This window comes from Williamsia sp. 1138, assembly GCF_002095435.2.
Classification (GTDB): domain Bacteria; phylum Actinomycetota; class Actinomycetes; order Mycobacteriales; family Mycobacteriaceae; genus Williamsia.
In genome coordinates this window covers 50,323-73,706 of the sequence record NZ_MJEJ02000041.1, presented here as the reverse complement: position 1 = coordinate 73,706, position 23,384 = coordinate 50,323, and the positions used below count along the sequence as shown (strand labels likewise).

At 64.3% G+C, this 23,384-nt stretch carries 22 protein-coding genes and 1 pseudogene; 11 read left to right on the top strand and 12 right to left on the bottom strand.

Translation table 11 applies throughout. The annotated features are described in order from the left end of the window. The first annotated feature begins 13 nt into the window (after positions 1 to 13). Entirely contained in the window at positions 14 to 1,186 is a 1,173-nt protein-coding gene (locus BH683_RS12135) for an amidohydrolase family protein (protein WP_084836519.1), read from the top strand. Between the two features lie 94 nt (positions 1,187 to 1,280). Here the strand turns inward: BH683_RS12135 and BH683_RS12130 are convergent, their stop codons facing one another. Beyond that, complete coding sequence (locus BH683_RS12130; protein WP_084836608.1) at positions 1,281 to 2,258, bottom strand: nitronate monooxygenase; 978 nt, start codon at positions 2,256 to 2,258, stop codon at positions 1,281 to 1,283. A 127-nt stretch (positions 2,259 to 2,385) separates the two neighbouring features. After that, on the bottom strand, positions 2,386 to 3,435 hold the full coding sequence (locus BH683_RS12125) for a TIGR03617 family F420-dependent LLM class oxidoreductase (protein ID WP_084836518.1): 1,050 nt from the start codon (positions 3,433 to 3,435) through the stop codon (positions 2,386 to 2,388). A 118-nt stretch (positions 3,436 to 3,553) separates the two neighbouring features. Here BH683_RS12125 and BH683_RS12120 point away from each other — a divergent pair, with 118 nt between their 5' ends. From BH683_RS12120 to BH683_RS12100, 5 genes are all read left to right on the top strand, one after another. Then, entirely contained in the window at positions 3,554 to 4,915 is a 1,362-nt protein-coding gene (locus tag BH683_RS12120; protein ID WP_246833334.1) for an acyl-CoA dehydrogenase family protein, read from the top strand. Continuing rightward, positions 4,824 to 5,918 carry an acyl-CoA dehydrogenase family protein gene (locus tag BH683_RS12115; protein ID WP_246833333.1) on the top strand — a complete coding sequence of 365 codons (1,095 nt, stop codon included), beginning with the start codon at positions 4,824 to 4,826 and terminating at the stop codon, positions 5,916 to 5,918. Before BH683_RS12120 ends, BH683_RS12115 begins: the two co-directional genes overlap by 92 nt. Then, complete coding sequence (locus BH683_RS12110; RefSeq protein ID WP_246833332.1) at positions 5,915 to 6,631, top strand: FCD domain-containing protein; 717 nt, start codon at positions 5,915 to 5,917, stop codon at positions 6,629 to 6,631. Before BH683_RS12115 ends, BH683_RS12110 begins: the two co-directional genes overlap by 4 nt. Beyond that, positions 6,628 to 7,404 (top strand): enoyl-CoA hydratase, encoded by a 777-nt coding sequence (locus BH683_RS12105; protein WP_084836516.1) that lies wholly within the window; start codon positions 6,628 to 6,630, stop codon positions 7,402 to 7,404. Before BH683_RS12110 ends, BH683_RS12105 begins: the two co-directional genes overlap by 4 nt. Positions 7,405 to 7,469: 65 nt before the next feature. Then, positions 7,470 to 8,537, top strand: coding sequence for a CaiB/BaiF CoA-transferase family protein (locus BH683_RS12100; protein WP_084836606.1), 1,068 nt, complete (start codon positions 7,470 to 7,472; stop codon positions 8,535 to 8,537). 11 nt (positions 8,538 to 8,548) lie between these two features. On the opposite strand, the gene BH683_RS12095 is transcribed toward BH683_RS12100, so the two are convergent. The 3 genes from BH683_RS12095 to BH683_RS12085 are packed head-to-tail and all read right to left on the bottom strand — an operon-like array spanning position 8,549 to position 11,612. Continuing rightward, positions 8,549 to 9,334: an enoyl-CoA hydratase-related protein gene (locus BH683_RS12095; protein WP_084836515.1), complete on the bottom strand. Its 786-nt coding sequence runs from the start codon at positions 9,332 to 9,334 to the stop codon at positions 8,549 to 8,551. After that, positions 9,327 to 10,454, bottom strand: a complete 1,128-nt coding sequence (locus BH683_RS12090) for an acyl-CoA dehydrogenase family protein (protein WP_246833331.1) — start codon at positions 10,452 to 10,454, stop codon at positions 9,327 to 9,329. Before BH683_RS12090 ends, BH683_RS12095 begins: the two co-directional genes overlap by 8 nt. Before the next feature lie 12 nt (positions 10,455 to 10,466). After that, positions 10,467 to 11,612 carry an acyl-CoA dehydrogenase family protein gene (locus BH683_RS12085; RefSeq protein ID WP_084836605.1) on the bottom strand — a complete coding sequence of 382 codons (1,146 nt, stop codon included), beginning with the start codon at positions 11,610 to 11,612 and terminating at the stop codon, positions 10,467 to 10,469. 158 nt (positions 11,613 to 11,770) lie between these two features. On the opposite strand from BH683_RS12085, the gene BH683_RS12080 reads away from it, so the two are divergent. The 3 genes from BH683_RS12080 (at position 11,771) to BH683_RS12070 (ending at position 15,782) form a co-directional block, all read left to right on the top strand. After that, positions 11,771 to 13,021 carry an OB-fold domain-containing protein gene (locus tag BH683_RS12080; RefSeq protein ID WP_084836604.1) on the top strand — a complete coding sequence of 417 codons (1,251 nt, stop codon included), beginning with the start codon at positions 11,771 to 11,773 and terminating at the stop codon, positions 13,019 to 13,021. After that, on the top strand, positions 13,018 to 14,178 hold the full coding sequence (locus BH683_RS12075) for a beta-ketoacyl synthase N-terminal-like domain-containing protein (protein ID WP_084836513.1): 1,161 nt from the start codon (positions 13,018 to 13,020) through the stop codon (positions 14,176 to 14,178). The genes BH683_RS12080 and BH683_RS12075 overlap by 4 nt, the downstream gene beginning before the upstream one ends. Positions 14,179 to 14,282: 104 nt before the next feature. After that, positions 14,283 to 15,782 carry an AMP-binding protein gene (locus BH683_RS12070; RefSeq protein WP_084836512.1) on the top strand — a complete coding sequence of 500 codons (1,500 nt, stop codon included), beginning with the start codon at positions 14,283 to 14,285 and terminating at the stop codon, positions 15,780 to 15,782. Positions 15,783 to 15,947: 165 nt separating this feature from the next. On the opposite strand, the pseudogene BH683_RS28950 reads toward BH683_RS12070, so the two are convergent. Next, positions 15,948 to 16,046 (bottom strand): annotated as a pseudogene (locus BH683_RS28950) (cysteine hydrolase); the annotation flags it as partial. A gap of 905 nt (positions 16,047 to 16,951) precedes the next feature. On the opposite strand from BH683_RS28950, the gene BH683_RS28675 reads away from it, so the two are divergent. After that, positions 16,952 to 17,125: a hypothetical protein gene (locus tag BH683_RS28675; protein ID WP_168187027.1), complete on the top strand. Its 174-nt coding sequence runs from the start codon at positions 16,952 to 16,954 to the stop codon at positions 17,123 to 17,125. 164 nt (positions 17,126 to 17,289) lie between these two features. On the opposite strand, the gene BH683_RS12060 is transcribed toward BH683_RS28675, so the two are convergent. The 3 genes from BH683_RS12060 to BH683_RS12050 form a co-directional block, all read right to left on the bottom strand. After that, a complete protein-coding gene (locus BH683_RS12060) occupies positions 17,290 to 18,297 on the bottom strand; it encodes a ferredoxin--NADP reductase (RefSeq protein WP_245937942.1) in 1,008 nt (335 codons plus the stop codon). Positions 18,298 to 18,361: 64 nt separating this feature from the next. Next, positions 18,362 to 18,994 carry a TetR/AcrR family transcriptional regulator gene (locus tag BH683_RS12055; protein ID WP_158539959.1) on the bottom strand — a complete coding sequence of 211 codons (633 nt, stop codon included), beginning with the start codon at positions 18,992 to 18,994 and terminating at the stop codon, positions 18,362 to 18,364. 8 nt (positions 18,995 to 19,002) lie between these two features. Then, positions 19,003 to 20,007 carry a Rieske 2Fe-2S domain-containing protein gene (locus BH683_RS12050; RefSeq protein WP_084836509.1) on the bottom strand — a complete coding sequence of 335 codons (1,005 nt, stop codon included), beginning with the start codon at positions 20,005 to 20,007 and terminating at the stop codon, positions 19,003 to 19,005. 308 nt (positions 20,008 to 20,315) lie between these two features. Here BH683_RS12050 and BH683_RS12045 point away from each other — a divergent pair, with 308 nt between their 5' ends. Next, positions 20,316 to 21,113: an SDR family oxidoreductase gene (locus BH683_RS12045; RefSeq protein ID WP_084836508.1), complete on the top strand. Its 798-nt coding sequence runs from the start codon at positions 20,316 to 20,318 to the stop codon at positions 21,111 to 21,113. A 104-nt stretch (positions 21,114 to 21,217) separates the two neighbouring features. On the opposite strand, the gene BH683_RS12040 is transcribed toward BH683_RS12045, so the two are convergent. From BH683_RS12040 to BH683_RS12030, 3 genes are read right to left on the bottom strand one after another with little or no spacing between them, the layout of a single operon-like run. Further along, the gene (locus BH683_RS12040) at positions 21,218 to 21,643 is read right to left on the bottom strand and encodes an OB-fold domain-containing protein (protein ID WP_084836507.1); all 426 of its coding nucleotides are present in this window, start codon (positions 21,641 to 21,643) and stop codon (positions 21,218 to 21,220) included. Continuing rightward, positions 21,640 to 22,776: a nonspecific lipid-transfer protein gene (locus tag BH683_RS12035; protein ID WP_084836506.1), complete on the bottom strand. Its 1,137-nt coding sequence runs from the start codon at positions 22,774 to 22,776 to the stop codon at positions 21,640 to 21,642. The genes BH683_RS12040 and BH683_RS12035 overlap by 4 nt, the downstream gene beginning before the upstream one ends. Next, positions 22,773 to 23,141 (bottom strand): DUF4286 family protein, encoded by a 369-nt coding sequence (locus BH683_RS12030; protein ID WP_084836505.1) that lies wholly within the window; start codon positions 23,139 to 23,141, stop codon positions 22,773 to 22,775. Before BH683_RS12030 ends, BH683_RS12035 begins: the two co-directional genes overlap by 4 nt. Between the last annotated feature and the right edge of the window lie 243 nt (positions 23,142 to 23,384).

Sequence of the window (23,384 nt, the reverse complement as noted above, 5' to 3'; positions counted from 1 at the left end):
AGGAGACGCAACAATGCCACTGCAGGACTATCACCAGATCGTCTCGGTCGACGACCACCTCATCGAGCACCCCATGGTGTGGCAGGATCGCCTTCCAGAAAAGCTCAAAGAGCGGGGCCCGCGGATCATCGAGCAGAACAACAAGCACGTGTGGCACTACGACGGTGACATCTTTCCGACGGTCGGTCTCAACGCCGTGGCCGGCAAGCCGCCGGAGGAGTGGGGCATCGATCCGGTCCGTTACGAAGACATGATTCCCGGTTGCTATGACCCCAAGGCCCGGGTGAAGGACATGGACGTCGACGGTGTGGAAGCGGCGTTGTGCTTCCCGTCCCTTCCAGGCTTCGGCGGAGGCGTCTTCCAACGTGCCAAGGACAAAGACCTTGCGCTGCTGAACGTCAAGGCCTGGAACGACTTCTACATCGACGAGTGGTGCGCCACCGCCCCGAGCCGATTCATCCCGATGTCGCTGATCCCGATGTGGGATCCGGAACTGTCGGCCGCGGAGATCCGCCGGACCGCCGCGATGGGTTCCCGTACCATCAGCTTCCCGGATGCTCCGGTTCCGCTGGGATTGCCGTCGTTCCACGACAAGACCTACTGGGAACCGGTGTGGGACGCCTGCGAGGAGACCGGCCAAGTGCTGTCCCTGCACTTCGGCTCCGGGTCATATGTTCCCGGCTTCTCGTTCTCGGGAACAAAAGCGATACCCGGTCAGGTCGTGCTGCCCGACGCACCCTTCGCGGTGGCGATCACCGTGTTCTCCACGAACTTGATGTGGTCACTGGTCGATCTGATCTTCTCCGGTGTGCTGCAACGGCATCCGAAGCTGCAGTTCTCGCTGGCCGAGGGTGGCATCGGGTGGATTCCGTACATCCTCGAACGGGCCGATTTCGTCTGGGAGCGTCACCGCTACTACCAGCCGATCGACTTCGATGCCCGTCCCTCAGATCTCTACTTCAAGCACTTCTGGGGCTGCTTCATCGACGATGAGTTCGGTGTCGAGAACCGTCACAAGGCGGGGATCGACCGCATCATGCTGGAGATCGACTACCCGCACTCGGACTCGAACTGGCCGAACAGCCGCAAGCGTGCGGCCGAGGTACTCGCCAACGTTCCTGACAACGAGGTCGAGATGATCACCGAGACCAATGCTCGCCGGATGCTCAACTTCCCGCGCGTCTGACGACACTGCATCGAGAACGGCGATCCGCACAGTGTGCGGATCGCCGTTCTCGTCGATCCGGGGACCATTCGACGGGCCCGGCGTCCTGGCGGTGCTAGGCCAGCATACCTGGTAGCCGGTCAGCGACAATGTCGCGAGCCGACGTCATGATCGTGTCGACGACGTTGGCGCACGTGCCGATCTCGGTGATCAGGCCCTGTGCCTGACTGGCCCACCACATGCCGTCTCCGGTGTCGCCGGCGCCGAGCACGCGCTCGCGACCGCGAACACCCGAGGCGAGGTGGGCGACGTCCTTGAATGTCGCGCCAGGCCTCGTGGCGATCTCCGCGATCTCTTCGGACACCGCGTTGCGCGCCACACGGGCTGAGTTGTGGAATTGCCGGAACACCACGATGGTGTCGCGTTCGGAGTTCGCGACGATCCGATTCTTCACATTGTCATGGATCGGTGCCTCGGCAGTGGCCATGAACCGGGTACCCATGTTGACCGCATGGGCTCCGAGCGCCAGCGCCGCGACGAGCCCTGCACCGGTGGCGATTCCACCACTGGCGATGATCGGGATGGTCAACTGCGCTGCGGCGGCCGGGATGAGCACCAGACCGCCGATGTCGTCCTCTCCCGGATGTCCAGCGCATTCGAATCCATCGACGCTGATCGCGTCGACCCCAAGGGATTGCGCTTTGACCGCATGCCGAACGGCGACCGCCTTGTGGATCACTTTGACACCAGCTGCCTTGAAGTCCGGCAGATGTGGCGCCGGGCTACTGCCGGCGGTCTCGACGATCTTGATACCTGACTCGATGATCGCTGCTCGGTATTCGTCGTACGGAACCGGTTCGATGGTCGGCAGAATCGTCAGATTGACGCCAAAAGGCTTGTCCGTCATCGCCTGCGTGCGAGTGATCTCTTTCGCAAGCGCTTCGGGCGACGGCTGGGTCAGGGCGGTGAGAAATCCCAGGGCCCCTGCCTCCGCGACCGCCGAGATGAGCTCGGCGGTGCCCAGTCCCGTCATACCACCACAGACGATGGGGTGTTCGATGCCGAACGCCTCGGTGAAATCGGTCTTGAACATCAATACGAAAACCTCTCTGCCGAATGCGCTCACGCTCTGCATCAGAGAATTCGACTCTGATACGGTCTCGTTTCAGGCAGCAAGAGGTGCCGCACACCGCGCACGTTGCAGACAGATTACCGCATAATCATTTATCTGATTGGGACCGACCACCGTAGAACTTCGGTGCATCCCGCCAAGCCGACAGCGCAGCGTCGGTGGCTGCCGTCACCGAGATCCGGTCGGCCACCGGACCCCAACGCCGGTCGACCTCGGCTGCCGCACGCTCAACCGGAGCCGACACGGCGAATTCGTCGACCACCTCGTCGGACACCATCAACGGCATCTGCGCCCAGTCTCCCTGCTTGGACGAGCGGTACAGATCCTCGTGCAAACCGGCCCAGCCGTGCAGATCGAGGACACCCCGATATGCCGGCGTCGAACCGTAGAAGGCGATCTGACCGCGGACGAACTCCCGCGCCTCGGCAACCTCCTCGTCGGTAGAACCGGTGGCGAACATGGGAGAGACGATCACCTCGAACTGTGCCCGGGAGCGGCCGGCCGCCGCGAGTGCACCTTCTACATTGGGCAACAGAACCTCCTGGAGATAGCGTTTGGTGACAAAGGAATGCACCAGCAGGCCATCGGCCACCTCCCCGGCCACCCGGGTCATGTGCTCACCGACCCCGGCGACGATCACCGGCGGATTCCCGTATGGATTGGGCCCTGGATCAAACATCGGGGTCATCAAGCTGTGTGTGTAGAACTCACCCTCGAATCGCAGCGGGGCAGAGTTCTCCCAGCTCGCCCAGATCGCCCGCAGGGCCAGCACGTATTCACGCATCCGCGCGGCCGGCTGAGACCAGGGCATCGAGAATCGCCGGGTGATGTGCGGTTTGATCTGACTTCCCAGACCCAGCGTCAATCGGCCTGCCGACAGGGCCTGGACGTCGTTCGCGGCGATCGCCGTCACCATGGGACTTCGGGCGAACGCCACATAGATGCTGGTACCCAGACGCAAGGTCGATGTCGTCTGAGATGCGGCCGCCAGCAACAGCAGGGGGTCGTGGCACGTTTCCCCGAGGAACATCCCGCCGAAGCCGCTTCGCTCCACATCGGCCGCGATCTGGCCAACACTGCCCATCCCCGGGTCGATCGCCACGTCGAGCGATGCCGTGGTTTCCGTCTTTGTTGTCATGACACTCCTCATCGGGCAATAACGTCGGCGGAATTGGGCCGATTCTGCCTCTTCCCAGAGAATGTAACAGCAGATACAGTATATTTCGGTAGCTAATTGACTCCAGAGAGTTGGCGCGATGACAGCAACACAACAGACTCCGGCGGCGCACCGCGACGGTATTGCACAGACACTTCGCGATTTCCTCGCGAAGAACGATCCCACCGCGATGTCAGCGATCGAGTTCCTCGGGCGCCGCTTCGACGCGGGGCTGGCCTGGGTCCACGCACCGGTGGGTTCAGGCGGATTGGGCTGGGAGCGCGGCCTGCAGGCCGACGTAGAGCAGGCCATGGAGGCCGCCGGCGCCGAGCATGCCGACATCATGCGCAACCCGATCGGACTCGGGATGGCGGCACCGACCGTGCTGGCACATGCCGCACCCGAACTGAAGTCGCGGCTCCTTCGTCCGTTGTGGACGGGGGAAGAGATGTGGTGTCAGCTGTTCTCCGAACCAGGGGCCGGCTCGGACCTGGCAGGGCTGGCCACGCGCGCCATTGCGGACGGCGACGACTGGATCATCAACGGCCAGAAGGTATGGACCACCTACGCGCACATCTCGAAGTGGGCGATGCTGCTCGCCCGAACTGATCCGTCCGCGCCCAAACACGCCGGTATGACCTATTTTCTGCTGGACATGACAACTCCCGGGGTGCACGCTCGGCCACTTCGCCAGGCCACCGGCCAGGCGGACTTCAACGAGGTCTTCCTGGACGACGTCAGGATCTCCGATACCTACCGGATCAGCGAGCCGGGAGCAGGATGGTCCACCGCACGCACAACACTGGTGAACGAACGGGCCATCATCGGGGGCAGCGAGCCATGCCGAGAAGGCGGCCACATGGGTCGACTCACCGAGATGTGGAGAGACCGGCCGCAGTTGCGAACCGGCGACAGGTTCGGCGTGGTGGTCGATGCATGGATCCGCGCAGAGGTTGCACGACTGTCGAATGAGCGGACCCGCCAACTGATGGTTTCCGGCGAGCCCGGGGTGGAGGGCTCGGGAGCCAAGGTCACCGCCGCCACCAACAACCAGATCATCACCAGATTGCTCGCACAACTCGATCCGTCCGCTGCACTGGACTACGACGATTGGTCGGTGGAGTACGACGCGGCGATCCGGCCGGAGACCTTCCATTACCTACGAGCAAGGGCCAACACCATCGAGGGGGGAACCACCGAGATCCTCCTCGGTCAGATTGCCGACCGAATCCTCGATCTCCCTCGTGAACTCAAGCTCGATCCGAACCTCCCGTGGCAGGACATCCGAAATGACGATTACCACTCCCCCGCCGGTTCCCATGGTGGAAGACTCGACCGCCCAGGAAGTCCGGGCCACTGTACGTTCGCTGTTGGACGCCCGTTATACACCCGCTTTCCGGCTCGAATTCGTCGCCGGCGGCGCAGATTTCGACGACGCGCTGTGGTCGGCCCTCTCGCATGATCTGGGCCTCACCGGGCTACTCATTCCCGAAGTCCTCGGTGGCGCCGGTGCGTCAACGCGTGAAAGTGCCGCGGTAGTGATCGAACTCGGTCGCGCGCTGGCACCGGTGCCGTACTTGTCGAGTGCGGTGGTCGCGACCACCGCGCTGGTGCGCTGCGCACGCAACGGGTCGTCTGCTGCCGCAGACGTGGTTGCCCGACTCGCCGACGGTGCGATCGCCGCCCTCGCCGTCCCCGCCACCCAGTCGTTCGGCGACGGTGCCGAGCCGACCGTACGGGCAACGAACACCGGCTTGGATACGGTTGTGTTGTCCGGCACCGTCAAACAGGTCATCGGTACCGCAGATGCACTTGCCCTTGTGGTGCCGGCGCGACGCGGCGACGAACTTGTCCTGGCGCTGGTCAACGCTGACACACCGAAAGTCAGGGCCACCCGGCGATCCAATGTCGACATGACCCGGCCCACGCGGGATCTGGGCCTCGATGAGGTCAGCGGCACGGTCATCGCGACAGGCGTGGAGGCCGGCGACGCGGTGACGACTGCGCTGGAGACGGGAGCGGCGCTCCTCGCGTCCGAGCAGGTCGGAGTCTGCGAATGGGCGTTGGCCCAGGCCACCGAATACCTCACGGTTCGTCACCAGTTCGGCCGCCCGATCGGTTCCTATCAGACGCTGCGGCACCGCGCCGCCCACCTGTGGATCGACATCAACCATGCTCGGGCGGCGGCGATCTATGCGGCCTCGACCCTGGCAGACGCGGTCGCCGACCACACGATCGCGGCAGCGCTCGCCCAGACCTATTGCGGTGCAACGGCCTTGCGAGTAGTCGAAGAAACGATTCAGATGCACGGTGGCATCGGTTTCACCTGGGATCATCCGCTCCACCTATACCTCAAGCGCGCGTTCGCCGACACCGTGGTATTCGGCGATGCCGACGTTCACAAAAGCACCCTCGCCCGCCTGATCGGTCTCGCCGAGCCGACGCCAAACCCCGTCCACGTATGACCATCGGCCCAGACGGTTCACGCACCCGCGCCGCCGAGATCGCCCGCCGTATCGAAGACGAGGTGATAGCCGACGGCTGGCGTGTGGGCACCGCCCTCGGGTCCGAGACCGCATTCATGGCTCGATTCGAGGTCGGCAGATCAGTTGTGCGCGAGGCCTTCCGGATCCTGGAGAGCCGCCACGTCGCCACACCGCGCCGAGGGCCAGGTGGAGGGCTTGTGGTGACGGCCCCTGACCGGTCGGCCGTGCTCGACCAGGCATCACTGTTCCTGGAATACGACGGATTCGCTGCTGACGACCTGTTCCAGATTATGGAACTTCTCGAGGTTGCTGCTGTCGAGCATGTTTCGGCAACCATCGACGCCGAGGGCCTGGCCCGACTTCGAGAGGTACTCGCGGCCGAGGTCGATGTCGGCGACCTGCGGTTCGAGCCGGTGACTGTCCACACCGAGCTGGCACGGCTGTCGGGCAATCCCGTGCTCTCGTTGTTCATCCACATCGGAAACAATCTCGCGCGCACACACGGCGTCCGTCCTTCGCAGAGTGAACACCAGTGGATACACAAACACAGCGTGGAACTCGTCGAGGCGCTCGAGGTCGGTGACACTGTGGCGGCGGTTCGCAGCGTTCGCCGTCGCATCCGCGGAATGAGCCGTCGCCGATCGGTCTCCTCCACCCGCATTCCATCCACGCCCACAACAGGAGAGTCATGACATCCCCAGACCTGGTGCTCATCGAACAGATCGGTGCATGCCGCCTCATCACGCTGAACCGGCCCGAGGCCCGCAATGCACTCTCCCAAGCCCTGAATCGGCAGCTCATCGACGCCTTGGCGGCGGCCGACACCGCCGCGGACACCTCGGTCATCCTCCTGGCGGGCGCCGGCGGCGCGTTCTGCGCAGGAATGGACCTCAAGGAGCTGGCCGAACGGGGATTCACCGGGACCGATAAGACCGAGAATTGCATCGATCGGGTGTCGAACTGCCGCACGCCGGTGATCGGTCTGATCGACGGATCGGCGGTGACCGGTGGTTTCGAACTCGCGCTGGCGTGTGATTTCCTGATCGCGTCCGAGAACGCGCGATTCGCCGACACCCACTCCCGGGTCGGTATCGTGCCCGGCGGCGGCCTCACCGCGAGACTCGTCGAAGCGATCGGAGTCCGGCGCGCCCGGCAGATGAGCGGAACCGGGCAGTACATCGATGCCACGACGGCGCTCGACTGGGGTCTGGTCAACCAGGTGGTGGAGTCCGCCGGCCTGCGCGAACGCGGGCTGGCCATCGCGGAGGCGTTCACCGCCACCGATGCCGCCACTCTCGCCGAGGTCTGGCAACTCTACGATGCAGTGTCGCGAGACCACATCGCGCAGGCCGTCGACCGTGAGGCGGACATCAACAAGGCGTGGTCCGCACAGGCCCTCGCTCTGGTCGACACCACCAAAGCTGTCCTCGAACACGGTCGCGCGCAAAACAAGAGCGCACGTTGACGGTGTCGCCCTGCGGTCCGGTCAATTCGGCGGGGGACTCTACCGGCGAGCGGGCACTCGGCCCCTTGGCCGGGTTGAAAGTGGTGGAGCTGGCGAACATCGGTCCCACCGGGCACGCAGCCATGGTGCTCGCGGACCTCGGTGCCGACGTGGTTCGAGTGCAGCGTCCCGGGGATGGTGGCGGCACACCCCTCCACATGCTGCGCGGGCGTCGGCTCATCACCGCCGATCTCAAGAACCCGGCCGCGATCGCCGACGTCGTCGCACTCGCCACCCGCGCCGATGTCCTGTTGGAAGGATTTCGACCCGGGGTGGCCGAACGTCTGGGCCTCGGACCCGGCGACCTGCTCCCGCGGAATCCGCGCCTCGTCTTCGCCCGCCTGACCGGGTGGGGCCAAGACGGTCCGCGGAGCGGCGCTGCCGGGCACGACATCAATTTCATCGCGCCCACCGGCATCTTGCATTCGATGGGATCGGCAGATTCCCGGCCGACGCCGCCGTTGAACCTCGTCGCCGGATTTGCGGGCGGATCCATGTTCGCGGTGACCGGCATCTTGTCGGCACTGTGGGAACGCAACACATCCGGGCAGGGACAAGTCATCGATGTGTCGATGGCCGAGGGCGCTCTGATATTGAGTCAGCAGGCGTGGACACTGCGGCCGAGCGGCTACTGGTCCGACATCCGCGGGACCAACCTGGTTGACGGCAGCTGCCCGTTCTGGGATACCTATGAGTGCTCCGACGGCCGATATATGGCAGTGGGAGCATTTGAGCCGCAGTTTTATTCCCGGTTTCTGACCACACTCGACATCGACCAGGCCGCCGCACCGGCACAGTACGACCGAGATGCCTGGCCGGCGTTGCGCACAATGATCGCCAACCGCTTTCAACGAAAGCCACGTGACCAGTGGGCGCAGATCTTCGCGACCGTGGACTGCTGCGTCACCCCGGTCCTCGACTTTTCCGAAGCCCCCGACGATCCGCAGTTCCGTCACCGCGACTCGATCATCGAGTTCGAGGGTGTGACCCAGCCCGCTGCGGCTCCGCGCTTTTCGCGAACCCCATCGCCACCACCGACACTGCCGGTGCACGAACGCTCAATCCACGGCGTCTGGGCAGGCGACGAGGATTGACGAGCGCACGCTCAGTTCCCGGTGTAGTTCGGAGTTCGCTTGTCCCGCAACGCGGCGATCGCCTCGGCGGCATCGTCGGTGGTGGCAAGGACGGCATAGTGCGATGACAGCAGGTCCAGGGAGGTATCGAGGTCCGAGCGCGAAGCCTGATCGATGGAACGCTTCATCGCCCGAACTGTTGTAGGCGCGTGTCTGGCAATCGATCTCGCGAGCCGGTGGGCAGCGGCGGGCAGATCGGCACTGTCGGCAACACTGTTGACCAAGCCGATCCTCTCTGCCTCCTCGGCATCGATCGCTGCACCGCTGAGCAACAATTCCATCGCCTTGGCCCGACCCACCAGGCGCGGCAGGAAGTAGGCGCCACCGGCCCCGGAGGTCAGCCCCAGAGAGACGTACACCTCCGAAGCCCTGGCGCCACGCGACATCACTCGCATATCGCACGCGAGTGCCAGGTCGAGGCCGGCACCCTGGGCATTGCCATTGATCGCCGCGATGATCGGTTTGTCGCACGCATTGATCGTCCTGATCAGCTCATGCACGTGCTCGTGGAGGTGGCGTTTGCGCTGCAGCGGCGTCAGCTCGAGTCCGGCGAACTCGCGGGTATCCATACCCGAGCAGAACGAGCGGTCACCTCGGCCGGTGATGACGATGACGCGCACGGACTCGTCTGCGACGGCCCGCCGGATCACGTCGGTCATCGCGTCGACCATCGTGAACGTGAGAGCGTTGCCCCGATTCAGCCGGTCCAGCGTCAACGTACCGATGTGATCGTCGACCACCCACTCGTGGTCAGGCATGGCGCGAGCCGTCCGTCGCGTGCTCGGTGTCAAGACGAATCGAAGCCGTCAGCACGTCCCACGGATTACCGGCAAGGAGCCGCCGACCCAGCTGTTCGGACCAGCGGCGCGGCGCCCCGAATTCGGAGATTGTGCTGCGAGCTCGCATGGTGTGCAACCAGAGTGAGTGTTCGGCAGTGACGCCGATCGCGCCGTGCAATTGGTGCGCGGTACCGACGATCTCATCGACACATTGTCCGAGCGTGACCTTCGCAACGGCCACCGCGAAGTCCGCCTCGTCTGCGCCAAAGCCCATGTCGTCGGCCGCGGCCACTGCCAATGCCACTGCCGCCCTGCCTCTCTCGAGTGAGCCGGCTATCGCGGCCAGTTGGTGCTGCACCGACTGGAACTTGCTGAGGCTACGGCCGAACTGTTCACGCTCGCGGGTGTGGGAGACGGTGAGTTCCACCGCCGACTGCACACTGCCCAGAGTTTGCACACATCGCGCCCAGGCCCCTCTCCGGATCAGTTCGGCGTACGTCGACTCTGGCAGTTCGGTGCACTCGCCGTCGCGCACCGACACCTCGATGCGTCCGCGCGGCTCACCGGCCAGATTGTCAGTGGTGCTCACCGGATGCACGGCCGGGTCGATCACGGTGATGCGTCGGCCTTCGTCGCGCTCGAGCACCACCAGCACTGCCGCACAGTCCGATGCCCACGGAATGCCCTCCACCGTCGCGATCAGCACGTCGCCATCCGCGGCAGCGGTGCCGAAACCTACTGTCAGAGGTCCTGATTCCGGCACCACCAGCCCGATCTCTGCCGACAGCCACGCCGCCAACAGATCGGTCTCGGCGATCGGAACCGGACACGCGAACCCGGCCAGCTCGCTCAGCAGCACCGCCGCCTGCGCGGGCCCCGCCTCCAACTCGGCGGTGCTCGTCAGCCGGCTCAGACCTGTTTCCTCGAGGTTCGCCCAGAGAACCTCGTCGAGCCCGACCGGCCGACTGCGCTGTCCGGTGAGCCGATCTCGCGACCGCGTGCCCAGATCGATGACCAGTGCCCTCAGATCGTCGTTGCCTTCTGCCGGCGCGTCACCGAGCGCTGCCATCGCATCCCTTCCAGGGTCGACTGTGGTCATTCCCGACTTCCTCTAACGCAGCCCGAGGCCGCGGGCGACAACGCCACGCAGCACTTCGTTGGTTCCGCCGCGCAAGGTGAACAACGCCTGATGCAGCCGGGCGTCTCGCAGCAGGCCGGCGATCTCGGGGGTTGGTCGCCAGCCTGTCTCGGCCTCGACGTCGTCGAGCAAACGCGCGACGAGATCAACCGATTCCTGCTCGAACCTGGTCCCGAGATCTTTCACCAGCGCCGCCTGATTCGCCGGGGATTCGCCGGCCTCGAGTGCTCGCGCCACGGCCGTGGACAACTGACGCAGCGAGATCACCCGCGCGCCCAGGTCTCCGACGGCGGCCGTGACGGACGGGGACGGCGAGACGTCGTCGGAGCTCAGCCAGCCGATGACCGCCAGCAATAGCGGCATCGTGGAAAGAAGGCGCTCTGGACCACTGCGTTCGTATGACAGTTCGGCCGTCACCTGATGCCATCCGTTACCGATCTCACCGAGGACCTCGGAGTCGGGGACGAAGACGTCGGTGAAGGCGACCTCGTTGAAATGATGCTCACCCGAGAGCAATTCGATCGGGCTGATGCCGACGCCCGCAGCATCGGTCGGAACCAGGAACTGACTGAAGCCCTTGTGCCGGGCTTCGGGATCGGCGGGCGAGGTCCTGGCCAGCACCACCACCATGTCCGCATGATGAGCGCCGCTCGTCCACACCTTCGTGCCGTTGATGACCCAGCCGCCATCTGCCCTGGTGGCCTTGGTCTTCACCGCCGCCAGATCGGAACCGGCACCGTGTTCACTCATACCGATGGCCGAATAGAAACGGCCGCTGGCGATTTGGGGAAGGATGCGGGTTTTCTGTTCCTCGGTACCGAAACGAAGCAGTGTCGGCGCCACCTGGCGGTCGGCCACCCAGTGCGCTGCCACCGGCGCGCCCTGCGCGAGCAGCTCTTCGGTGACGACGTAGCGCTGTAGATGCTCGCTGCCGCGGCCGCCGTAACTCTCCGGAATGGTCAGTCCCAGGAGGCCGGCCTCGCCGAGTCTGAGGCTGAAGTCGGCATCCCAGCGCGACAACCAGGAGTCCACGGCCGGACGCCAGCCGAACCGATCGCGGTCGGTCGCCAGGAAGTCGCGGATTCGCCCGCGAACCGCGTCCAGCTCGGATTGATGCATGCCCAGCAGGGCATATGAACCGCTCACGTGGACCCCTTCCGGGCACCGTCGACCTACCGTTGCGAACTGATCGCACAGTTGCCCCTAATCAGCTAACTATATACCCTATTAGAAAGTCGTTGGGCCGCACTGGCGCACATTGGATGAATGGCGAAACCTTGAGTGAGATCGTAGCTATCGGGACGTATGTGCCGCCATGGACGAAAGCAGGCAAACGGGTTCGCGGTCCTGACGAGGACGCGGTCACCATGGCCGTCGCGGCCGGACGGGCCGCCGATCCCGACGTCCGCGCCCAGCGGATCGTTGTGGTGTCCCGCAACATGCCACTCATCGAGGGCGGTAATGCGGCGGTATTGCTCGCCGGTCTCTCGCTCGATCCCGACGTACCCATCACCGAAGTCCTCGGCGGCGCTCCCGCGGCGCTCGACCAGGTGGCCACGGCCGATCCGCATACCCTGGTGATCGCGGCCGACGACTCTCCGACAGCGGCCGGGGCCGGGGCCGTACTGACCGGGACCGCGCCGACGGGCACCCGACTGGTCGCGGCGGGCGGGCAGACCCGGAGCCTGCCGGTGGTGATTCGCAACGACCAGGGCGAACGCCGCGAATACGCCGACCCGCGCCTCCAACGGGAGGTCGGCGTCAAGACGACAGTGGCCCGGCTCGGCGTTTCCGAACAGCCCGATCTCGTGGTCGCCGCCGTCGCCGGCGTCAAGGCCGCACTCATCGGTGGCGCCTTCGGTCGAGCTGCGATCAACGATCCGAGCACATCGGCGAGCGCCGCGATCCGGGTACTCGCAGAAGCCGTCGAAGCCGGCCAGGCCGGGCTGATCCTGGCCACCGAGCAGTCGGTTGCAAGCGTTGCCACGCTGCACCTCGGAGACACTCCCCCGGTCGTTGCCCGCGACGAGACGATCTCCGGCGAACTCCCCAAGGCGACCATCGCACCAGGAATCGGTATCCCCATCTCACTGGCCGCCTACGCGCGCGCCTTCGAACCCAAATTGCGATGGGAAGCTGCCATCTTCCCCGGTGATGACGAGCCGGTCTTCCCCCCGCGGCGACGGGTCGACGACGCCGGGAACCTGCAATCGGACTACACGCTGCAGCCGCTGCCGCGCACGGGTGAGGTCTACACCCACACGACGATCCAGATCCCGGTGCCGGACCTGCCCAGCCCGTACATCATTGCGCTGGTCCAGCTCACCGACAGCCCGGTGCGTGTGCTCCTAAAGGTCACCGGCGCACTCGCCGGCGACATCGAGATCGGTCAGCCCGGAGCAGTGGTGCTGCGCCGGGTCGCGATGCGCAACGGCATTCCCGACTACGGATACGCATTCTGGCCAGGGCGGCCCGCCGAACCCACAACCGCGGTGACCGCTGCCGCGACCGAAGGAGCACGTCAATGAGGAAAGTTGCGATCGTCGGCGCCGGGATGACGCCGTTCGCCGAGCATTTCGACCTCGGCATCAAGGACCTCATCCCGATGGCCTACTCCGAGGCTGCGGGCTCTGTGGACAAAGGGCTCAGCAAGGCCGACATCGAGGCCGCGTGGTTCGGCGAGCTCGCCACCACCGACGGCTTTCCGTCGGGTATTCTCGCCGACACCCTCGACCTGACCGACATCCCGGTGACCCGTGTCGAAAACGCCTGCGCCACCGGCAATGACGCCATCCGGAACGCGACGCTCGCGATCGCGTCCGGACTCTACGACGTCGTACTGGTGGTGGGTGCGGACAAGGTCCGCGAGACGGCGTCGAACACCACTTTCTGGGAGTGGGCGGCCATGACCCGCGACAACGCGTGGGACTATCCCCTCGGCCTGGTGGCGCCTGCCAACTTCGCACTGCACGTGACGCGGTACCTACACGAGTCGCCTGCCACGAAAGAGCACATGGCGATGGTCGCGGTCAAGAACCACTTCCACGCCCTGAACAACCCGAAAGCGCAACTGCGATACGAGATAACGGTCGAGCAGGCGCTGGCGGCACCGACGGTTGTCGCGCCGTTCGGACTGTACGACTGCACACCGCAAAGCGACGGGGCGGCGGCCGTGATCCTGGCATCAGAGGATGCGGTGGATCGATTCACCGACCGTCCTGTGTGGGTGCGTGGGGTCGGCCTCGGCATGGACCGGGTCATGCATCAGCACAAGAAGGACATGACCACCTTCCCGCCGACCGTCAAGGCCGCCAAGGCCGCCATGACGATGGCCGGCGTGACACCCTCCGACATCGATGTCGCCGAAGTCCACGACTGCTTCACCGGCGTCGAGTTGATCAGCTACGAAGACCTCGGTTTCGCTGACCGATTCGAGGCGTACAAACTGGTCGAGGCGCGAGAACACTATGTGGGCGGATCGATCCCGATCAATCCGAGCGGAGGGTTGAAAGCCAAGGGACATCCGCCGGGCGCCACCGGGGTGGCGCAGTGCTACGAGCTGTTCAACCAGTTGCGCGGCGAGTCGGAAAACCAGGTGGACGGCGCGCGGATCGCGCTCGCCCACAATATCGGTGGACCGACCGCGGTGTCGGCTGTGACCATTCTGTCGAACGATCGGGGCTGACCCGCCGGGCAATTCCGCTCCGGCATCCAAATAGTCTAATCATATGGCTGACTGGTAATAGTCTCTGGTTCTGCGCTGCCGAAGCGCTATGGAAAGGGTTACGCGTGTCGATCTCATTGCTGTTGGAAATGGCCGCATCCGCACAACCAGACCGCACCGCGGTGGTGGCCGATGAGCTGAGGTTGACCGTGACCGAGCTGGCCACCGTCGCATCAGGCGGCGCCGGTGTGATCACGGAGTCCGGTGCTCAGCACGTCGTGTACGTGGGCACCGGCGGCGCCCATCTGCCGTTCCTGTTGTTCGCGTCCGCCCAGGCGGGGATCCCGTTCACCCCTCTCAATTACCGACTGAGCGCGGAGGGCATCAACAGCCTGATCGCGCGCCTGCCGGATCCGCTGGTCGTCGTGGACCGTGAGTATCGCGACATGATCGACGTTCCCGCGCAGCGTCTTCAGGATTCCGACGAAATCCTCGACCGTGCCCATACCGCCGAGCCGTTCACCAGGTTCGTCGATCCTGATGATCTCGCGGTGGTGCTGTTCACCTCCGGCACCACGTCACGACCCAAAGCGGTCCAGCTGTCGCACAGCAATCTCACCAGCTACGTCATGCAAACCGTCGAGTTCGACAGCGCCGCACCAGAAGACGCGGTTCTGATCGCGGTCCCGCCATATCACATCGCCGGGGTGGGCGCCGCGCTGTCGAACGTCTACTCCGGGCGCAAGATGGTGTACCTGCGCCGTTTTGATCCCGTGGAGTGGATACGCCTCATCCGGCAAGAGGGCGTCACCACTGCCACCGTCGTTCCGACGATGCTCGACCGGATCATCACCACGCTCGAGCAGAATCCGGTGGAACTGCCCACGCTGCGCAACCTCGCCTACGGTGGCGCAAAGGTGGGTCTTCCGCTGGTACGCAAGGCTCTCGCGCTGCTACCCGACGTCGGATTCGTCAACGCATACGGTCTGACCGAGACGAGTTCCACTATCGCCGTCCTGACACCGGACGATCATCGGGCGGCGCTCAGTTCGTCGGATCCCGTTGTGGCCGCGCGACTGGCTTCGGTGGGCCAACCCGTACCCGGAATCGATTTGCAGATCCGTGGCGCGGACGGCGAGGTGGTCCCGCAGGGCGAGCCGGGTGAGTTGTACGTCCGCGGCGAACAGGTATCCGGCAAATACGACGAGATCGGATCGGTTCTTGACGAGGAGGGCTGGTTTCCCACCAAAGACATCGCGACACTGGACGCCGACGGTTACCTGTTCATCACCGGGCGATCCGACGACACGATCATCCGCGGGGGTGAGAACATCGCTCCCGCCGAACTCGAGGATGTCCTCGTCGAACACCCTGCAGTGCACCAGGTTGTCGTGATCGGTGTGGAGGACCCGGAGTGGGGTCAGAGCATCGTCGCGATCGTGGTGCCGGAGCCAGGTACCGAGCCAGACGGCGAAGAGTTGCGGGCATACGCGCGCAAGGCGCTGCGCGGTTCCCGAACCCCCGACCGAGTGGTCTTCCGGGACGTACTTCCCACCACGGCGACCGGTAAGATACTGCGTCGCAACTTGATCCAGGAACTGAGCCCGATCACCGGTAACGCCTGAGACCTTGCACTCCCCGAGATACGAAAGACGGTCCGCGTGCTGGGCGGATCGTCTTTTGTGTAGTTGCGTCGTTCCGCATGGCCCACGACAAGGGGCTCGGTCGCCGGTGGTGGTGATCCTGGCCATGAGGGCAACGGTGTTACGCAGGACCTGGTCCCCGTACTCCGCCGGAGTACCCGCGACGGCGTCACGGGGTACAAATACCCGGAAGCCCGCCTGCGACAGGTGGCCGACGGTGTGCGGGATCGCGAGATTGAGCGACACCCCGACGAGGACGACGGTCCGTACACCACGCCCGCGCAGGACCGCCTATCAGTTCGGAGTCCGAGGTCGGGAACCACCCGTGGTGGCGCGGTATCACGAGAACGCCGGGCGCATGCAGCGCCGAGATGACCCGAGTGGGCTCGGACTCGGGCGTCCAGTCCCGAGTCGCCGGCCCCATGCTGCGCCACACCCGTGCGGTGCCCGACGGTTTACCATCCAGCGGCCCTTCGAGCATTGCATGCACCACGGTGGCGCTCGAAGTCCGGGCCGCATCGAGCAGGACATCGATCGCGGAACCAATGCCGCCGAGTCGCATTGCAGGTCCGGCAGTATCGATTTCTTGCCGAGGATGCCCTGCTGGCATTCGATAGTACGACCGCCTCGCGGGCAGTGAGATACCGGCCGTCCTGCCAGGCACGATGCCCAACCGGACCGAACGAGAGCCTCAACCCTTCGCTGCCGCCCGCGGATGGCAGCATCCGGACGCGTTCGAGTCCCGATGTGGGCCGCCGGCAACGCACGCACGATGTCGATCCGCGCTTCCGCGGCGTAGGTTTCGAACGCCGCCAGATATTCACGGCCGCCGGTGACCGAGCGTTCGTAGGTGACGCCGACTCGCCGATGCCCGGATCGCTTGCAAGAAGCGCGATGCAGCAGCTCTCGTTTTTCAGTCGCCAAGCCAATCGTCAGTACCGCCCCACGACAGCGTCGGTACAGAACCGCCTCGTTCGACAACGTCCCCGAACCGAAGAGGCGTTCTCAGAGCGGACTGTTCGTGGTTCCTGCGAGTCGGCAGTTCTCGGACAAGGAGCACATGCGCGGCCTGATCCGGCGGGTGAACAACGGCATGCTGCGCGCCCCCATCGAGCAGCGAACGATCATGTTCACCGCTGAGGCGAACCGGGGTGGCGGTCGTTTCAGAAAGTGCCGCGACCACGGTGAGTGGCGTCGCCTACCAGCAGATGTACCATTTCCTCTTCGAGTTCGAGGGGGAAGCTGTTGTGCGGCTGTGGGGATTCAATGACACGCACCACGTCCGCGAGGTATTTGCGCTGGGCAGCGAGGGCAAGGTCAGCTAGGGGGCCGCAGGACCACTATATGGGCGCAACACGTCTGACTTATTCGACGGCCGGCATTCCTCCTTGTACGTCACCGTTCCGAGCTCGATGAACCTCTCCTTGGTGCCACCTCCAGAAAACGCCGGCCAGATCGCCGGTCCTGAGCCGTAAGTCACTGCCGGCAATCAGAACTCGACAGCCACATGGTCAGACACCGGATGTGCCTGGCAGCCGAGGACGAGTCCGTCCGCGATGTCCTCCTCGTCGAGAGCGCCTGCGTTCGCCATCTCGACCTGTCCGGAGAGCACCGTGGCCTGGCACGACCCGCATTCACCCTCCCGGCACGAGTACGGCGCCTCTACTCCGTGAGCGAGTAGTACGTCGATCAGCGTCTTCGACCGGGGCCAGGCGAGTTCATGGGTGGCGCCGTGGAGCTCGACGGTGACCCTGGCGGCATCCCGCTTGTCCTCAACGCTGTCCGCAGTGACAATTGGTGGCCCGTGGTGGCCGAACGGATCGTCGGACAGCGACACGAAGTTCTCGATGTGGATCCGGGCCCGCGGCAGTCCGATCTGTTCGAGCGCCTGGCGTGCTCCCTGCATGAAGGGTTTCGGACCACAGATGAACGCTTCGAAATCACCGTACGGTTGCAACACCGACCGCAGCGCAAGGTGTGTCGGCAACCCTTGCACGCTTTCGATCCAGTGCACCACCGTGAGTCTCTCGGGATACTCGCCGAACAGAGAGCGCAACTGGGTCGCGAAGATCACCGACTCGGGATAACGATTGGCATAGAACAGCACCACACGTCCACTGCCGTCCAGGAGCGCGGTCTTCATGATGGACAACAACGGTGTGATGCCACTCCCGGCACCGACCAGCAGCAGGTCGCGGTCGACATCTTTGGGCGTGAATGCGCCGGCCGGAGGCAGACTTTCGATGATCTGACCCGCGGCGATGTTGTCACACAACCAGTTGGACCCGTAGCCGTCGACTGTCCGCTTGACGGTGACCATCAGCGTGTCGTCGTGTCTCGGCGAGCTCGACAGGGAGTAACACCGCGCCACCGACCCCGTGCGATCACTCGGAATCCTCAGGGTGAGGAATTGCCCAGGCCGGTAGGAGAATTGATCACCGGGAGCATCGAACACGATCGTCTTGGCATCGGGGGTCTCGGCGATGACCTCTCGCACCCGTAGCGCGACCGCCCCCGGGGAACTCGGTGCGGGCGCCCCAAGCGTGCTGCCGGTCGCCTGATCAGTGGGCGACACGGGCAGACACCGGTGAACTCTCGACGCGCGCAGGACCCACCATCGCATATATCAAATCGGTGATCGCCGCGATCGTGCCCTCCCGGGTCATTTGAGCCTTGGTGTTGCGTGCGAGGAACCACGACCGCTCCAACATCGCCATCACACACACCCCCGAGGTGGCGGGATCGCTCAGGGAGCGCCCAGACAATCGTTCCAGCTCGCGACCGATGACGCCGGCTGTCTCGGCATGAACTCGTGCCACCGCTGCCTGGAACCGGGCGTCCGGTGGCGAATCATCAACGGACCTGATCGAGAAGGCTCCGGTTCGGTCGAGATAGTCGAACAGCTGACGTACCCATGCTTCGAAGGCGGACTTGTCAGCACCGATTTCGATGAGCTCGAGCGCCCGCACGGCGTCCGCTGTCTCGCGTGTGGTGACGGTACCCAGCTCGATGAAGATGTGCCGCTTGTCTCGGAAGTAGTAGTAGAAACTTCCCCGCGCAACCGAAAGCCGATCGGTGATGTCTTTCACCTGAGTACCGGAATAACCCTTGCGCTCGAACACATCCCGGGCCGCATCAAGGAAAGCTTGTCGGGTTACCGCCGACTTCGGATGTTTCGCTTCACTCAGTTTCACCGGACGAATTACTCTGCGGAGACAGTCTGACGTTCGACCTCGGCGTTCTCGGCCGGCGGATAGAAACTGCGCGCCCACAAGCGCAATCTGCGGAATCCGGCCGCCTCAGACGGAGACAGCCCCGGAGGGTCTATGTAGCGCTGGTGATTCCAGATCTTGACGTCGTCGACGAGCGCGCCCTTCCCGTTTTCGATGAACCCTTCGGGGTCGTCGCTGCCCTCGTCGATCCAGTACGTGCCGAAGATGTCACTCACCTCGTCATCGACCGGTGTCGGGCAGATCCCGGTGACCCGGATGCCGTTGCGCATGTGCTCACCGCTGAAGCTCAACCCCACTCCGCTCCAGAGGATTTCGAGCGTGTTGATGGTGTCGTCAGAGTTGTCCACGCCGTGCTGCCACTTGTTGCCGAACCCCACCTTGGCCGCCCACGAGGCGTCATCGGTGCTCTCCCGCAGGACAACCGGGCTGATCGGTGTGCGATGCACATATCGGAAGTGATGTGGGTCGACCGCATTCTCCGCAATGGTCTGCGGATGAACCCGCACGTTCTTGGTGAGCACACGTGCGTTCGCTTCGATCGGCCGGAACGTTGTTGCGCTGATGTGGCCACCCAGACTCTGCAGAGCGTCCGGTACCTCCCACATCGGGTCTCGGCCGAGAAGGTCATGCCAGACGTAGATGGAATCATTGCGCTCGCTGACCGGCCAGCTGCGTACCTTACGGGCACGGTTCGGTTTGGCCTCGTAAGGAATCCGGACATTACGCCCTCGCCCATCCCACACCCACCCGTGAAACGGGCACTGGATCCCGTCGTCCACAACACAACCACCGAAGGCGAGATTGGCACCGAGATGCTGGCAGTGGGCATCGAGCACGTGCGCAAGGCCGTCGTTGCCGCGATACGCGACCAACTCAGCACCGAAGTAGTGCAAGGGGACAACATCACCGATCGCCAGATCGGCCGACCACGCGACCTGGAACCACCCGGTGGGATGCATGCTGAGCTGACCCATCGATCAGACCTCCTGAAGAATTGGCTGACATTTTTGGCGCGGACGTCAAAAATTGATAGCCCGACCATACGCCCGTGAGCGGCACTCTGTAAACACCAACCCGTTGCCGGATTTCTCCACATACGCCCCTGCCGCACTAATCATGCTGCACGGCAAACGCTTTCAGACCGCAAAGCGCGATCAGATCCTGTCAACAAAGGGTGTAACTCATTGATTTATCTAACTTACTAGTGATACACGTCATGTGCGGCCTCAGTCCCCGGCCTTGCTCGGCTGCCGAGCACCACAAGCGATCAAAGGACACATCCATGGACTACCGGATCAAAGGACGAGTGGCACTTGTCGTCGGCGGCAGCAAGGGCATCGGCAAGGAGACGGCGAAGATGCTCGCTGCGGAGGGCAGCCGCGTCGCCATCGTCGCCCGTACCCAGAAACACATCGACCGCGCGGTCGAGGAGATCGCCGCAGCAGGCGGCGAGGCACTCGGGGTCCCGGCGGACATGAGTTCACGAGAAGGCATCGAATCCGCGGTCGCGACAGTCACCGAACAACTCGGCAACCCCCTGATCGTGGTGACACAGGCCGACTTTCACGTGCGCGGTTACTTCGAGGAGATCACCCGCGCCGAGGACTACGTCGACTCATACCGTACGTACACGCTCAGCCAGGTGCACATGCTGCACGCCGTACTGCCCGCCATGCGCGAGGCCGGATGGGGGCGTTTTGTCCACATCGGGTCAGGAACCGCCAAGGAACCGCAGAGCCTGCCGCCCCACACGGTCGCCAACGCGACACGTCCGTCGACGGTCGGACTCCTCAAGAGCGTGGCCGACGAGTATGCCCAGTTCGGTATCACCATCAACACCGTGGCCCCGGGCTGGATCGCGACCAAGACCACCAACTGGTACCTCTCTACTCACGAGGGGCTCACCGATGACGACGCTCGCAAGAAGTGGCTCATGGAGAAGGCCGGTGTGCCGGCAGGCCGGGCGGGTGAGCCCGAGGAGATCGCGTCGACGATCGCCTATCTGTGCTCAGACCAGGCCGGATATCTCAACGGCCATTACATTTGTGTCGACGGCGCCCATCACCGATCGGCGTTCTGAACGTCCACCCACGTCGATCGGCGTGCCTGGTTGCACACAGGTCGCGCTCCCACGGCCGGATGTGACGCTGTCGCGCCGACCTTGTGTGCACTCGGGCCCAGCTTTCATTCTTCGTCGGTGCCGATGGGGACGAACTCGGGCGCATACACGCCGCTGTCGCCGATCTCGACGATCCGGGCTCTCACCCGCTGGCCGATTCGGATCGTGTGCGGCTGCGCGTCCACCACCGCGCTCATGCGCAGCCCCGACTGTTCATCGAGTTCGATGAGCGCTGTCACATACGGTGGTCGGTGGCCGGGCACCGTGGGCTGACGAATGACGATGAAGCTGAATATCGTTCCGTAACCACTCACTTCGTCGAATCGCACCGGCCCGCCGGTGATTCGGCTGCGTTCGAGGGGTGGGTGGATCCATGTTCCGGTGTCCACGCAACGGCAGATCTTGAGCTTGCCCTCCGCGAGGGCATCCCAGTACGACGCCGAGTCAGGATCGGGAACGGGCAGCGGCGCCGACATGAGTGCGTCGGTCATGGGTGCTGCCTGCTGTAGATGTTGGCGCCGCCGAACGGGCCACCACCGGCGGTGACCAGCGCGAGTTCGGCTCCCTCGACCTGCCGCACCCCGGCCGAATGCCTCAGCTGGGTCACGGCTTCGAAGTGGTGATTGAGACCGTGTATGTACCCCTCGGACAACAGTCCTCCGTGCGGATTGACCACCACGTCGCCGCCATAGGTAGCTCGCCCCGTGGCAAAGAACGTGCCGACCTCTCCCTTCTCACAGAATCCGTACCCTTCCATGGTGGCCATCACCGTGTACGTGAAGCAGTCGTACATGCACGCCACATCCATGTCGGCCGGGCGGAGTCCGGTGCGCTCCCAGATCTTCGGGCCCGCCGAACGCGCGTACATCGCCGCCGGGTCGTCCCATTGTGTCCAGCCCGCCCCGCTCTGCGAATTGGATGACCCGACGAGCCAGACCGGATCGTGTGCGGTGCCGGCGGCGATGTCCTCGCCCACCACGAGCACGGCCACAGCGCCGTCGACCTCAGACGTGCAGTCGAGCACCCGGAAGGGCTCGTTGATCCAGCGAGCGGCCAGGTAGTCGTCCATGGTCAGTGGTTCACGCCGCAGCGCATGGTCGTTGGGCCCGGCGTGGGTTCGCTGGGTGATCGCGATGTGCCCGAGATCCTCTTCGGTGGAACCATGGTCATGCTGATGGCGCCGCGCCCACATCGCAAACCACTGCGGCGGCACAAGGAATCCCGATGCGGCGTCGAACTGGTTTTCCTGATCCACCAGCATCGGACCTTCTACCGTTCCGAAACGGTGCCCGGACCGGCCGTTGAGGGATCGGTACACCAGAACTGCCCGGCACATCCCGGCCTCGATCACCGCTGCCGCCGTTGCGATCTGATCGGCAACAAGGTTACCGCCGCCATACATGGCATTGGCCCACGACAACTCGTCGATGCCCAATCCCCAACCGACGGTGATCGGTTGGGCTGAGTCGTTGACCATGAAGGTACTCATCCCGTCGACGTCCGCAGGCGTCAATCCCGCATCGTCGATGGCACCGCGGCACGCCTCGATGGCCATCGCGAGTGGGGTTCGGTTCGATCGACGCGAATACTCGGTTCTGCCGATGCCGACAACTGCACAACTCATCTGACTGGTCCGGCGACTTTCCGCTCGCCCCGTGGCCGCCATACCGCCATCGACACCCCCGCAAGGTCGAGAGAATCGCTCAGCGGCATCTGCCCCGAACCGACCCGCTCGAGAAATGACCCCATCACGATGTCTGGGTCGCGGCCGAGTTCATAGACCGCGAGATAGCGGTGTGCCGGGGCCGGGGGCGCGGCGATTCCCTCGACCTCCGGCGGTGTGATCGGAGCCAAATCGTAGCGTTGCGCGGCGGTGACCCCCTCGACCTCGAGAACGTCAGGGACGTGCCGGGTCTCGTACCAGCTGTTGAACTCGTCGTCGTTGCCCTCTGTTGGATTGGAGAAGACAAAGAGATAGCTGTCCGCCATAGGGCGCCTACTTTCGCTTGATACGTTTCGCAGTTCGCATTCTCGACTTTATGGCAGTCAACTGTCACACGTCAACGACGATGTTGGTTGAAGACTCGCCAGATGGCCTGCAATCAACCAAATCTGTATTGGAGCCGTCCGACGTCCGTGCCGCCATGCGCCGTGTCTAAATGACGGTTGAGTGTCGATAGAGCAGTATGGTGATCACCGCGCGGGACGGTCGACATCCCGGCGACATCCACC

Coding starts and splice junctions, on each gene's coding strand:
- BH683_RS12135 (WP_084836519.1), top strand. CDS start 14: ATGCCACTGCAGGACTATCACCAGATCGTCTCGGTCGACGACCACCTC.
- BH683_RS12130 (WP_084836608.1), bottom strand. CDS start 2,258: ATGTTCAAGACCGATTTCACCGAGGCGTTCGGCATCGAACACCCCATC.
- BH683_RS12045 (WP_084836508.1), top strand. CDS start 20,316: ATGGACTACCGGATCAAAGGACGAGTGGCACTTGTCGTCGGCGGCAGC.
- BH683_RS12075 (WP_084836513.1), top strand. CDS start 13,018: ATGAGGAAAGTTGCGATCGTCGGCGCCGGGATGACGCCGTTCGCCGAG.
- BH683_RS12125 (WP_084836518.1), bottom strand. CDS start 3,435: ATGACAACAAAGACGGAAACCACGGCATCGCTCGACGTGGCGATCGAC.
- BH683_RS12090 (WP_246833331.1), bottom strand. CDS start 10,454: ATGACCACAGTCGACCCTGGAAGGGATGCGATGGCAGCGCTCGGTGAC.
- BH683_RS12105 (WP_084836516.1), top strand. CDS start 6,628: ATGACATCCCCAGACCTGGTGCTCATCGAACAGATCGGTGCATGCCGC.
- BH683_RS12040 (WP_084836507.1), bottom strand. CDS start 21,643: ATGACCGACGCACTCATGTCGGCGCCGCTGCCCGTTCCCGATCCTGAC.
- BH683_RS12030 (WP_084836505.1), bottom strand. CDS start 23,141: ATGGCGGACAGCTATCTCTTTGTCTTCTCCAATCCAACAGAGGGCAAC.
- BH683_RS12085 (WP_084836605.1), bottom strand. CDS start 11,612: ATGCATCAATCCGAGCTGGACGCGGTTCGCGGGCGAATCCGCGACTTC.
- BH683_RS12120 (WP_246833334.1), top strand. CDS start 3,554: ATGACAGCAACACAACAGACTCCGGCGGCGCACCGCGACGGTATTGCA.
- BH683_RS12110 (WP_246833332.1), top strand. CDS start 5,915: ATGACCATCGGCCCAGACGGTTCACGCACCCGCGCCGCCGAGATCGCC.
- BH683_RS12050 (WP_084836509.1), bottom strand. CDS start 20,007: ATGGGTCAGCTCAGCATGCATCCCACCGGGTGGTTCCAGGTCGCGTGG.
- BH683_RS12095 (WP_084836515.1), bottom strand. CDS start 9,334: ATGCCTGACCACGAGTGGGTGGTCGACGATCACATCGGTACGTTGACG.
- BH683_RS12035 (WP_084836506.1), bottom strand. CDS start 22,776: ATGAGTTGTGCAGTTGTCGGCATCGGCAGAACCGAGTATTCGCGTCGA.